Source organism: Sphingomonas sp. AX6 (assembly GCF_902506605.1).
GTDB lineage: Bacteria > Pseudomonadota > Alphaproteobacteria > Sphingomonadales > Sphingomonadaceae > Sphingomonas.
The window spans coordinates 1,346,098-1,358,105 of record NZ_LR733979.1 but is presented as its reverse complement, the minus strand read 5'-3'; the positions used below and the strand labels follow the sequence as shown (position 1 = coordinate 1,358,105).

Annotated in this window: 11 protein-coding genes and 2 tRNA genes; 4 read left to right on the top strand and 9 right to left on the bottom strand. The window is 63.7% G+C overall.

What is annotated here, in order from left to right:
* Positions 1–77, top strand: a tRNA-Arg gene (locus ENHY17A_RS06620).
* A 51-nt stretch (positions 78–128) separates the two neighbouring features.
* Here the strand turns inward: ENHY17A_RS06620 and ENHY17A_RS06615 are convergent.
* Positions 129–1,046 (bottom strand): NAD(P)/FAD-dependent oxidoreductase, encoded by a 918-nt coding sequence (locus ENHY17A_RS06615; protein WP_201296350.1) that lies wholly within the window; start codon positions 1,044–1,046, stop codon positions 129–131.
* Between the two features lie 93 nt (positions 1,047–1,139).
* Here ENHY17A_RS06615 and trmD point away from each other — a divergent pair, with 93 nt between their 5' ends.
* The gene (gene trmD / locus ENHY17A_RS06610) at positions 1,140–1,871 is read left to right on the top strand and encodes a tRNA (guanosine(37)-N1)-methyltransferase TrmD (RefSeq protein ID WP_159711213.1); all 732 of its coding nucleotides are present in this window, start codon (positions 1,140–1,142) and stop codon (positions 1,869–1,871) included.
* Position 1,872: 1 nt separating this feature from the next.
* The gene (gene rplS, locus ENHY17A_RS06605) at positions 1,873–2,274 is read left to right on the top strand and encodes a 50S ribosomal protein L19 (RefSeq protein WP_159711211.1); all 402 of its coding nucleotides are present in this window, start codon (positions 1,873–1,875) and stop codon (positions 2,272–2,274) included.
* 129 nt (positions 2,275–2,403) lie between these two features.
* Here the strand turns inward: rplS and ENHY17A_RS06600 are convergent, their stop codons facing one another.
* The 5 genes from ENHY17A_RS06600 to ENHY17A_RS06580 all read right to left on the bottom strand — a co-directional run bounded on the left by ENHY17A_RS06600 (position 2,404) and on the right by ENHY17A_RS06580 (position 9,650).
* A complete protein-coding gene (locus tag ENHY17A_RS06600; RefSeq protein WP_159711209.1) occupies positions 2,404–5,082 on the bottom strand; it encodes a valine--tRNA ligase in 2,679 nt (892 codons plus the stop codon).
* Positions 5,083–5,121: 39 nt separating this feature from the next.
* Positions 5,122–6,729 (bottom strand): histidine kinase famiy protein, encoded by a 1,608-nt coding sequence (locus ENHY17A_RS06595; RefSeq protein WP_159711207.1) that lies wholly within the window; start codon positions 6,727–6,729, stop codon positions 5,122–5,124.
* Between the two features lie 63 nt (positions 6,730–6,792).
* Entirely contained in the window at positions 6,793–7,374 is a 582-nt protein-coding gene (locus ENHY17A_RS06590; RefSeq protein WP_328799131.1) for a DUF2497 domain-containing protein, read from the bottom strand.
* 15 nt (positions 7,375–7,389) lie between these two features.
* Positions 7,390–8,955 carry a TolC family outer membrane protein gene (locus ENHY17A_RS06585; RefSeq protein WP_159711205.1) on the bottom strand — a complete coding sequence of 522 codons (1,566 nt, stop codon included), beginning with the start codon at positions 8,953–8,955 and terminating at the stop codon, positions 7,390–7,392.
* Positions 8,956–8,972: 17 nt separating this feature from the next.
* A complete protein-coding gene (locus ENHY17A_RS06580) occupies positions 8,973–9,650 on the bottom strand; it encodes a protein-L-isoaspartate O-methyltransferase family protein (RefSeq protein ID WP_159711203.1) in 678 nt (225 codons plus the stop codon).
* A gap of 159 nt (positions 9,651–9,809) precedes the next feature.
* On the opposite strand from ENHY17A_RS06580, the gene ENHY17A_RS06575 reads away from it, so the two are divergent.
* Positions 9,810–9,883, top strand: a tRNA-Cys gene (locus tag ENHY17A_RS06575).
* 16 nt (positions 9,884–9,899) lie between these two features.
* On the opposite strand, the gene fghA is transcribed toward ENHY17A_RS06575, so the two are convergent.
* The 3 genes from fghA to ENHY17A_RS06560 are packed head-to-tail and all read right to left on the bottom strand — an operon-like array spanning position 9,900 to position 11,987.
* Positions 9,900–10,745, bottom strand: a complete 846-nt coding sequence (gene fghA, locus ENHY17A_RS06570) for an S-formylglutathione hydrolase (protein ID WP_159711201.1) — start codon at positions 10,743–10,745, stop codon at positions 9,900–9,902.
* Positions 10,742–11,596, bottom strand: a complete 855-nt coding sequence (purU, locus tag ENHY17A_RS06565) for a formyltetrahydrofolate deformylase (RefSeq protein ID WP_236547785.1) — start codon at positions 11,594–11,596, stop codon at positions 10,742–10,744. Before purU ends, fghA begins: the two co-directional genes overlap by 4 nt.
* 7 nt (positions 11,597–11,603) lie before the next feature.
* Positions 11,604–11,987: a VOC family protein gene (locus ENHY17A_RS06560; protein WP_159711197.1), complete on the bottom strand. Its 384-nt coding sequence runs from the start codon at positions 11,985–11,987 to the stop codon at positions 11,604–11,606.
* Positions 11,988–12,008: the final 21 nt, after the last annotated feature.

Sequence of the window (12,008 nt, the reverse complement as noted above, 5' to 3'; positions counted from 1 at the left end):
GCGCCCGTAGCTCAGCTGGATAGAGCATCAGACTACGAATCTGAGGGTCGGACGTTCGAATCGTTCCGGGCGCGCCAATGAAAACCCCGCCAAAGCAAATGCTTGGCGGGGTTTTTGTTTTTTGGACTTTAACGCCTGATCGGACGGCTTTCATTCAACGCGTTGCGGATCGTCGTCGCGGCCACCCCGGCCTGCCCCATCGCATTCGATATCTGGTCCAGCCCCAGCACCACGTCCCCCGCCGCGAACAGGCCGGGGATCGAGGTGCGCTGGTGCGAATCGACTTCCAGACAGCCCTCGTCATTTGCGCGGGCACCCGCCGCGACCACCAGGTCCGAGCGGATTCGCGATCCGAGCGCGGGATAGACGCTGTCGAACGCCATTCTTCCTCGCGCGGTCGCAACCACGAGTTGGTCACCGTCGATGGCATAATCGCCGCACGGCCCGTCCACACGCACCACGCCCGCATCGTCGAGTGCAGCGATGCAGTCATCTTCGAGCGCGTGTTCCGCCTCGGGGGCGATCAGCGTCAGGTCGCTGGTATAGGCGCGCAGGAACAGCGCCTCGGCACGGCCGCGATCGCCCGTCCCGATCACCCCGACGCGCTTGTCGGTGACTTCATACCCGTCGCAAACCGGGCAGTAGCGCAGCAACCCGCGTTGCAGCGCTTCGTCGTGAAGGTCATTGGCCATGCCATCGGGGCGGTGATTGACGACTCCGGTCGCCAGCAGGACGCTACGCGCGCGATATTCCCTTGGCCCGATGCACACCGAAAAGCCTTCGTCGTCGGCAACCAGTCGCGTCACCTCCGCTTCCTCACGGATGGCACCGAATTCCAGCGCCTGTTCGCGCATCAGCCGCAGCAACTCCTTGCCCTCCACCCCACCGGGATAGCCTGCGTGATTATGCGTTCGCGGAATCATGGCCGCGCGGCTCGACCCGTTGTCGAATAGCCGGATCGACAGGTGATATCGCGCCAGATAGATCGCCGCGGTCAGCCCGGCCGGCCCCGCGCCGATGATGATGCAGTCGTCGATCTGTGCCATGCCCCACCCTTTCGTTTCGGATGCCCAACGCTTGGGCGGCGGAATGTTCCCGTGTCTTGCAATACGTGGTTTCGACAGCAATGGGGTGTGCCTATGAGTTTTGCCGCGACCGTTCTGACGCTCTACCCCGAGATGTTTCCCGGACCCTTGGGCATATCGCTCGCCGGGCGGGGGCTGCGCGAGGGGAGATATTCGCTCGATGCGGTACAGATCCGGGACTTCGCAACGGACAAGCATCGTTCGGTGGACGACACGCCCGCGGGTGGTGGCGCAGGGATGGTGTTGCGCGCCGACGTATTGGCCGCTGCGATCGACAGCGTGGCCGATGACCGCCCGATCCTGGCAATGACTCCGCGCGGGAATCCCCTCACTCAGCCGCGCGTGCGCGCGCTGGCGACGGGACCGGGCGTGGTCGTGCTGTGCGGCCGGTTCGAGGGGTTCGACGAGCGACTGTTCGACGCGCGCGCGATCGAACAGGTTTCGATCGGCGACTATGTCCTGTCGGGTGGAGAGATGGGGGCGCTGGTCCTGCTGGATGCTTGCATTCGCCTGCTTCCCGGCGTAATGGGCGCGGCTTCCAGCGGTGTCGAGGAAAGCTTCGAAAGCGGCCTTCTCGAATATCCGCAATATACCCGACCTAATGAATGGGAAGGGCGCACGATCCCCGAAGTGCTGCGATCGGGGGATCATGCGAAGATCGACGCTTGGCGTAAAGCCCAGGCAGCGGTCGATACACGGCTAAGGAGGCCGGATCTTTGGGAGCGCCATGAGGGCGCTCGGGTCCAGTCTCCCTCTGGTGCGCGGCGACGAAACAGGAACGAATGAGATGAACCTCATCCAGACGATCGAAGCAGAACAGATCGCCAAATTCAACGAATCGAAGCAGATCCCGGAATTCCGCGCCGGTGACACGCTGCGCGTCGGCGTGCGCGTCGTCGAAGGCGAACGTACCCGCGTCCAGAATTTCGAAGGCGTCTGCATCGCCCGCTCCAGCCGCGGCATGGGGTCGAGCTTCACGGTTCGCAAAATGTCGTTCGGCGAAGGTGTCGAGCGCGTTTTTCCGCTTTATTCGCCCAACCTCGATTCGATCGAAGTCGTGCGCCGCGGTGTCGTGCGTCGCGCCAAGCTCTATTATCTGCGTGGCCGCACCGGCAAGTCGGCGCGTATCGCCGAACGCCGCGATCCGCGTCCGTCGGACAAGGCCGCCGACAAGGCGACCGCAGAGTAAACGATTAACGGGCTCCCTTGGAGGGGACTGCCGACGGGGCGTGAGAAAGCGAAGGCTTTCCGCGCCCCGTTTTCGTTTGGGCCTGGGCGAGGATGCCGGATGCGGCCAGCGCACCCGGCAAATGGCGATTCAGCCCAATCGTCCCAGTGCGGCGTGCAGCCGGGCGGCTTCTTCCGATTTCTCGGCATGGTCGGCGCGCGCTTTTTCCACCGCTTCGGGCTTGGCGCGTTCGACGAAACTGGCGTTATTCAGCCGACCCGACAGCGCATCGCGCTCCTTTTCCGCGGCTGCAATCGCCTTGGCCAGCCGTGCGCGCTCGGCGTCGAGGTCGATGACGCCTTCGAGCGGGAGGACGAACGTCGCCTCGTCCACCACCACCTGCGCCGCGCCGCCTGCCGGTGCTTCGCCATCGCTCAGATCGACCCGTGCCATCCGCGCAAGCGCCGCACCCTGACGCTCAAGCCGCGCCAGCGTTTCCGCCGATGCGTCGCGCACATGCAGCGGCAGACGCGCACCCGGCGGCACGTTGAGTTCGGTACGGCTGGATCGGATGTCGCTCACCAGCCGGATCAGCCAGTCGATTTCCTTCTGCGCAGCAACGTCCAGCGACTTTGCATCCACCATCGGCCATTTCGCGGTGATGATCGGATAATCCCGATCCCCCATCGCGTGCCACAGCTCTTCGGTGATGAAGGGCATGAACGGGTGGAGCAGCACCAGAATCTGGTCGAGCACCCAGCCCGCGACGACCTTCGACTCCTCATCGATCGATCCGCGCTGATCGCCGACGGACACCGGCTTGATGAGTTCCAGATACCAGTCGCAGAAGCGGCTCCACGCGAATTGATAGATCGCGTTGGCCGCACCGTCGAAGCGGTATTCGGCGAGTGCCAGATCGACTGCCTGCACCGCCGACACCGTCTCGGCGATGATCCAACGATTGACCGCAAGCTTTGCATCAGGCGGGGATAGCGTTGTCGATGCGCCGATGCCGTTCGATTGGCAGAAGCGCGCGGCATTCCACAGCTTGGTCGCGAAATTGCGATACCCCTCGACCCGCTTTTCATCCATTTTGATGTCGCGGCCCTGGCTTTCCATCGCCGCCATGAAGAACCGCAGCGCGTCGGCACCATAATGGTCGATCAGGCCGAGCGGATCGACGGTATTGCCCTTCGACTTCGACATTTTCGAACCGTCGGCGGCGCGGACCAGCCCGTGCAGATACAGCGTCTTGAACGGCACATCGCCCATGAAGTGCAGCCCCTGCATCATCATCCGCGCGTCCCAGAAGAACAGGATGTCGAAGCCGGAAATCAGCACGTCGTTGGGATAGCGGCCCTGCGCCTTCACGTCGGCGTCGGGCCAGCCCATCGTCGCGAACGGCCACAGCGCGGAGGAGAACCAGGTGTCGAGGACGTCCTCATCCTGACGAAGCGCCACGCTTTCGCCCGCCAGTGCCTGAGCTTCCTCGGCGGTCTCGGCCACATAAACCGTGCCGTCCTCGGCGAACCATGCCGGGATCCGGTGCCCCCACCAGAGTTGCCGCGACACGCACCAGGGCTGGATATTCTCCATCCAGTTAAAATAGGTCTTTTCCCACGACTTCGGCACGATCTGCACGGCGCCGGATCGGACCGCTTCGATCGCGGGCTTCGCCAGCGTCGCGGCATCGACATACCATTGGTCGGTCAGCCACGGCTCGATCACCGCATTCGATCGGTCGCCATAGGGGGTCTGGATCGTGCGCGGCTCGGCGTCGTGTTCGACCCCTTCCTTGTCGGCGTGCGGGACGAGGAAACCGCCGTCTTTCAATCGCTCCACCACCAGCGCGCGGGCGTCGAAACGGTCGAGGCCAATGAACTCGAACGGGATCAGCCCGTCCGCGGTCTGCTGAACCCGCGCCTCGGCATCGAGCATGTTCAGCATGTCGGCGGCCTTGATGCCCGAACGCTTGCCCACTTCGAAATCGTTGAAGTCATGCCCCGGCGTGATCTTCACCGCGCCCGACCCCAGTTCGGGATCGGCATGCTCGTCCGCCACGATCGGGATCAGCCGCCCGGTGATCGGCAGCCGCACCTGCTTGCCGACCAACGCCGTATAGCGCGCGTCGCTCGGGTTCACCGCGACCGCCATGTCGGCGAGCATCGTCTCCGGCCGCGTCGTCGCGACGTGAATGAAGCCGCTGCCATCCTCCAGCGGATAACGAAGCTGCCAGAACGAACCCTTGACCTCGCGCGTCTCGACCTCAAGGTCACTGATCGCGGTGCCGAGGCCCGGATCCCAATTCACCAGTCGTTTGTCGCGGTAGAGCAGCCCCTGATTGTAAAGCTCCACGAACACCTTGAGTACGGCTTTCGAAAAGCCGTCGTCCATGGTGAAGCGTTCGTTGGCCCAGTCCATCGAACAGCCCAGACGGCGAAGCTGGCCGGTGATCTCTCCGCCGCTTTCTTCCTTCCAGTCCCAGATCTTGGAAACGAACTCGTTGCGGGTGAAATCGGTGCGCTTCTGCTGTTTGAGCGCCATCTGGCGTTCGACCACCATCTGCGTCGCGATGCCAGCATGGTCGGTGCCGACCACCCACAGCGCATCCTTGCCCTGCAACCTTGCGTGGCGGACGAGGATGTCCTGCAACGTATTGTCGAGTGCATGGCCAATGTGCAGGCTGCCGGTGACGTTGGGCGGCGGGTTGACGATCGTCCACGGCTCGGCACCCGGACGGTCGGGGCGGAACAGGCCCTTTTCCTCCCAATAGGGATACCAGCGCTGCTCAATGGCCGCAGGGTCGAAAGTCTTTGGAAGCTCGCTCATGCCCCCCGCATTAGCCGCGCGAGCGCACCGCGCAAGGGTTCAGCTAACCCCGTTCGGTCCCTCAAGCAGCGTCCGGATGCGCTGGGCGAGTTCGGCGCGGCGCCAGGGTTTGCGGACCAGCGGAAAATTCCGACTTTCGGCATCGAGCGCACGGTCCGAATAGCCGGTGGTCAACAGGATCTGGATATCGGGATATTCTCCGCGAACGCTGGTCGCCAGTTCGACGCCGTTCATTTCGCCCGGCATGACGATGTCGGTGAACAGCAACGCAAACTTGTTGTCGGATTCGAGCAGTTTGAGCGCCTTCTTCGCGCTGTCGACATGGGTCACGTCATATCCCAGGTCCTCCAGGATCGTCTTTCCGAGTTCCGCGACCTGCGGCTGATCCTCGACCATCAACAGGCGCTCGCCCTCACCCCTGGTCTGCGGGCTTTGCACCGTGTCGATGTCCACGACACCGCGCGCGCGGGGGAACAATAGCGAAAAACGCGCGCCGCGATCCGGCAGGTTTTCGGCAGATACACCGCCGCCCGACTGGCGCATGAAGCCATACACCATCGAAAGGCCCAGTCCCGTCCCCTTCCCGACTTCCTTGGTCGAAAAGAAGGGATCGAAGATCTGCGCCATTGCATGGTCGTCGATGCCCAGACCCGTGTCCGACACCGAAACGCAGACATATTCTCCCGGATCCAGTCCGGCTGCCAGTGGCGCTTCGACGGTGGACACTACATTGCCGGTGGCGATTGTTATTTCGCCCGTCCCGGACATCGCGTCGCGCGCGTTCGTGACGATGTTGAGGAGCGCCATTTCGGCCTGAACCGGATCGATGCGGGCGTTCCAGAGGTCGTCCGAAAACTGGTATTTGACGCGGACCTTGTCACCCGCGCTGCGTGACACGATCGATTCGAAGTCGCCGATCAACGTATTGATGTTGAGCAACCGGTCGCGCAATTCCTGTTTGCGCGCAAACGCCAGCAATTGCTGGGTCAGTTGCGCGCCGCGATTGGCGGCCGACGCGATGGCCTCTACCGACCGCCGGGCGACGCGATCCTCCTTGTCCAACCGGGCGTCGAGCATGTCGACATACCCCGTGATGACCTGAAGCAGATTGTTGAAATCATGCGCGATGCCACCGGTCAGCTTGCCGACCGCCTCCATCTTTTGCGCCTGATGCAGGGCCTCTTCGGCTTCCTTGCGCCGCGAAATGTCGAGCTGGCTGGCGAAATAATATTTCAGCTCACCCTCTTCGCTGATGACCGGCGAGACGAACAGGGCGTTCCAGAACGTCGAACCGTTCTTGCGATAGTTCAGTATCTCGACCGCCAGTTCTTCGCGATTGCGGATCGCGGCACCGACTTGCGAAACGACGTCGCGGTCGGTTTCCGGCCCCTGAAGGAACCTGCAATTGCGACCCAGGATCTCATCCTGACCGTAACCGGTCATCCGCTCGAACGCGCGGTTGCAAAAGATGATGGGATTGTCGTCACGGTGTGGGTCGGTGACGACCATCGGCATCCGCGTAGCATCGACCGCCGCGAAGAAAATGTCGTGCCGGTCATTGGCCTGAACGGCAGCGTTCGACACCTCGCTGTGCCCGCGCGGGGTCAGGTGGTCACGATCGTCAGGCGTATCCCTACCGTCATTCATGCCGCCAGAAACCCGACGACCCTGCACAAGTTCCGACCCTCATTCGCAAACTTCACGGGCTTTTCAACGCTTGGTCAGCCGTTCGACTTCGCGCTGCACGATTCGTTCAACGATTTCCGGAAGATGCGCATCGAGCCAGTCGCTGAGCATCGGGCGGAGCATGTCGCGCACCAACCCCTCCAGCGTGTCCGAACCCGTAGATTGTGGCCGCACGATCAGTTTGGACAAGGCATCGAGCGATCCGCGGGTCGCCTGAGCCGTGCGTTCGGACAGGATTGCCTCTTCCGAACGCGCACGGGAACGTTCGACCTGAGCAACTGCTTCGGGTTCCGGCTCGGGCTCGGGCTCGGCCGTGGCGGGCTCGCCATCGCTCGTCGGCGCAGGCTCGTCGGCATAGTCTTCGAGTTCGAGCACCGCTTCGTCGGCATCCCCGGCTTCGTCGATCTCGATCGGCGCGGGCTCTGGCGCACGGGGGCGGCGCGGACGCTGGCCCACATCGCCTTCCTCGGCGATGATGCGTTTGATCGAGGACAGGATGTCCTCCATCGATCGCTCGGTACTGATATCCCCCATATCCGGCACCTTCATCGCCCGAACCGTCACCTGGCCGTCGGTTTCGGTCAGAAGCCCGGCGCTGTCAACCACGGGCGAGCGACGCGGTCAGTCGCCGACGGGCGTTTCCGGCGGGCGGGCAATGGTCGATGGATCGGGCTGGTTGACCACGGTCGCGTTCTGCGCGGGCGTCGCGGTGGTCGTCGTGCTGACCGACACCGGTTCGGGATCGTCCGCCCAATCCGAAATCCGCCCGCGCACCCGGTTGTAATTGACCGTCGGATCGTAAAGCGGCCCGCCGTCGAGGCCCAGGTCGCGCGCCTCCGCCTGGCCCATCGCCGCGAGCAGCGCGAACCCGGCGACATAAGCATCGCGCTGGGCCGCGACCAAGGTCACCTGGCTGTTGAGCAATTCTCGCTCCGCATCGAGGATGTCGAGGATCGTACGCGTACCCACGCTGTTTTCGGCGCGAACGCCCTCCAGCGACAAACGGTTCGCATCAACCGCGACTTGCGAAAAGGCGATCACGCGCTGTGCCGACTGCCACACGGCAAAGGCCGAGCGTGTCTGGGCGACGACGCCGCGTTCGACCTCGGTGGCGATTTCCAGCGTCTGGCTGCGGCGCGCCTGCGCTTGTCGCACCTGAGCGGCAGGTAGACCGCCCTGAAACAAGGGCATCGACAGCGTCAGCCCGGCCTGCGCGGACGTGCTGTCCTGACGGATATCGACCCCCGTGCCAGACCCCAGCGATCCGAGGAAATTGCTATAATCGCCCCCGACGAAGCCCGATAGGCGCGGCAGGCGAGCGGCACGGGCAACGTCGATGTCGTAATCGCTTGCCTCTGCCGCCAGCCGGATCGAATCAAGTCCCGGATTCTGGTCGAGCGCCACCCGCGTCGCATCCTCGACGCTGCCCGGCAAACCGGGAAGCGGCGGTGGCGACGCCAGCGCGCCGGGCGCTTCGCCCACCACGCGGATGTAGTTTTCGCGGCTGGAAATCAATTGCGCTTCCGCACTGCGCAACTGGCCCTGAGAAATCGCGAGCCGCGCTTCGGACTGAGCGACGTCGGTGCGAGTCAGGTCGCCCAGTTCGAACCGGTCGCGTGACGCCTGAAGATTGACGTCCAGGACGCGCACATTCTGCTGATTGAGCGCGACGATCGATTCGTCGCGGATCACATCCATGTACGCGGCGACGACGTCAGTGAAGATGTTGGCTTCAACCGTGCGCAGATCGGCGCGGCCCGCGCGGACGCGAGTTTCGGCCGCGCGCACCGAGTTGCGCACCGCGCCGCCCGAATAGATCGGCACGGTCAGATCGACGCCTGCGGTCACCTGACGCGCCGGGTTTCCGAAGCTGTTGACGCTGTCATTGTTGCTCGAATCATGAAGATTTTCGAGATAGGTGCCCGAGCTGACCACCCGCGGCAGGCCGGCGGACCGCGCGATCGGCACGTTTTCGTCATTGGCGCGCAGATTCGCGCGCTCGGCCGCCAGCGTCGGATTGCCGCGATAGGCCCTTGCCAGTGCCTGGCCCAGCGTACTTTCGCCGACCGTCGACACCGGCTGCGGGGCGGGCCGTACCGGCAACGGTTGGATCGTCTGGGCGAAGGTGATCGCCGGCGCGGACAACGCGAAGATGCTCGCGCTCAGGATCAACAGCCGGCTGGGCATAACGGAACGTCCCTGGTTCAAAACTTGAATTCGCGTGGTGCCGAGAAGCCCGGCAATATCGCACAATCGAGATCGACGAAATCGAACAGGCCGAACCCGCCCGCCGTGCGCCTGCCCGCTGCCAGTCGCGTCACGCCGCGATCGACCAGCCCGGTGACGATGCGCGCACCGTCCTTCGCCTGTTCGACAAGCGCGTCGGGTAGCGCCTCCACCGCGCCATCGATCATGATCACGTCGAACGGCTCATGACCAGGCGCACCGTTTGCCAACGCGCCTTCGACGATCTCGACATTGGCGAAGCCGCTCAGCGCGACGCGCGCCTCGTTTGCCAGCGGCGCTTCCTCGACTGCCACGACCGTGGCTGCCAGCCGCGAAAGCACCGCTGCGGCATAGCCGCCCGCCGCACCAATCAGCAGCACCCGATCACCCGGCTGGATCGCCGCTTCGTTGATCAACCGCCCGGTCGCAAGCGGCGTATTGTGCATGCGGCCGTCGCCCAGCGACAATTGCGTATCGCGATACGCCAGCGATTTGACCGCATTCGGTACGAAATCCTCACGCGGAACGCGCGCCATCGCTTCGATCACGCGCTTGTCGTCGACCGCGCTGGTGCGCAGCTGGCTGACCACCATCGCATCGCGCATCGCCGCGAACGGGGTGGCGGTTCGGGTAGAATCGGTGGCAGTGCTGATCATCGACAACCCCTGTCGCATAACTGTGTTAGTGTTGCAATACACATTGGGACTTTGTGCTTCTATCCGTGAGCCCTAGCTACGCCAAGGGGCGACGTCAGCCTTTTATCGCTTTCCGGGAGTTGACACCGCACCCCCACGTGGCCCATCTGCGCCGCTCTCGGCCCGATGGCGGAGTGGTGACGCAGCGGATTGCAAATCCGTGCACGCCGGTTCGATTCCGGCTCGGGCCTCCAGAACCACTCCTGCAGCTTATTCCTGCTTCAATCGCTCGGCGTGCCAGGCGATGTGGTCGGCCATGAAGGTGGCAATGAAATAATAGCTGTGGTCATAGCCGGGTTGCATTCGGAGCGTTAGGTCGATGCCCGCATCCTTGCATGCCGCCTCCAGCAATTCGGGCTTCAACTGCTCGGCCAGAAACTGGTCGGCATCGCCCTGATCGACCAGCAGTTCGGCGAGGCGCGCGCCATCCTCGATCATCGCGCAGGCATCGTGCAGCCGCCAGACCGCGCGATCGTCGCCCAGATAGCCGCCCAACGCCTTTTCTCCCCAAGGGACTTGCGATGGCGCGGCGATCGGCGCGAACGCGGAAACCGATTTGAACCGATCGGGATGACGAAGAGCAATGGTCAGCGCACCGTGACCGCCCATCGAATGCCCGGTGATCGACTGGCGCGTCATGTCGGCAGCGGGAAATTCGGCGGCGATCAGTGCAGGCAATTCATCCTCGATATAGCGGCGCATCTGGAAATGCTCCGCCCAGGATTCTTGCGTTGCATCGACGTAGAAGCCCGCACCCTGCCCGAAATCATAGGCATCGTCGTCGGGCACGCTTTCGCCGCGCGGCGATGTGTCGGGGGCGATGAAGATCACGCCATGCTCGGCACAGGCCGCGCGAAACTCGCCCTTGTCGGTGACGTTGGCATGGGTGCAGGTCAGCCCGGACAGATACCAGAGCACGGGCAGCTTCGCGCCGTCTTCGTGCGGCGGGACATAGACCGAGAAAGTCATATCGGTGCCGGTCGCGGTCGATGCGTGGCGATAGACGCCCTGCACCCCGCCATGCGCCTTGTTGGTCGAAACCGTCTTCATGCTCATCGAAATACCACCGTCCGGTTGCCGTTCAGGAACACGCGCCGGTCGCCCAGCGCATTTACCGCGCGGGCCAGCACCTGCGCCTCGATATCGCGGCCGATGCGGATCAGGTCGTCGACTGACGCGCGGTGGTCGACCCGCTCGACCGCCTGTTCGACGATCGGTCCTTCGTCGAGATCGCTGGTGACGAAATGCGCGGTCGCGCCGATTAGTTTGACGCCACGCTCGTGCGCCCGGTGATAGGGTTTCGCACCCTTGAAGCCGGGCAGGAAGCTGTGATGAATGTTGATGCACTTGCCAGCCAGCCGGCCAGCAAATTCAGGCGACAGGATTTGCATGTAGCGCGCGAGCACCAGAAAGTCGGCGTCCGCATCCGCCATTACTGCGTCGATCGCTGCTTCCTGCGCGGCATTGTCGCCGTCCAGCAAATGATAGGGCAGACCATGCCATTCGGTCAGCCCGCGCAACTTGTCGTGGTTGGACACGACCGCGACGATTTCTGCCGACAGCGCGCCCGATTGCTGCCGGTGGAGCAGGTCGTTCAGGCAATGTGAGCCCTTCGACACCGCGACGACGATCCGCGGTCGCTGGTCGGCGCGCGAGAGTGACCAGTCGAGTTCGAACTCCGCGGCGACGCCGCCGAGCGCCTGGCGCAACCGCTCGCCATCCGCCGGAAAGCGCGGCCCGCCGCCGGTGAAGACGACGCGCATGAAGAAGCGCCCCGTCTCCAGATCGGCATATTGCTGGCTGTCGAGGATGAACCCGTCATGCCGTGCCAGCAGCCCGGTCACCCCCGCCACGACGCCGACCCGGTCGTGACAGGTCAGCGTCAATATCCAGCTTGCTTCGCTCACGCCCTGCTCACTGCGCGGGGCGGTGCATCGCGCAGACCTTGTTCCCCGCCGGATCGCGCAGATAGGCGAGATAAAGGCTGCCGAACGCATTCGAGCGGATGCCGGGCGGGTCTTCGATCGCGGTGCCGCCATTGGCAAGGCCCGCTTCGTGCCAGGCATCGGCCTCTTCCTTGGACGCCGCAGCGAACCCGACCGTTCCGCCATTGGCGTGGCAGGCGGGATTGCCGTCGATCGGCTTGGTTAACATGAATATGCCGCCATTGTGCATCCACATCACCCGACCCTTGTCATCGGCGCGCCCGGGACGCGCGCCCAATGCGCCGAGGGTTGCGTCGTAAAAGGTCTTGGACGCCTCGGTATCGTTGGCACCGAGCATGACATGGCTGAACATTTTTCTCTCTCCTAGAAACCG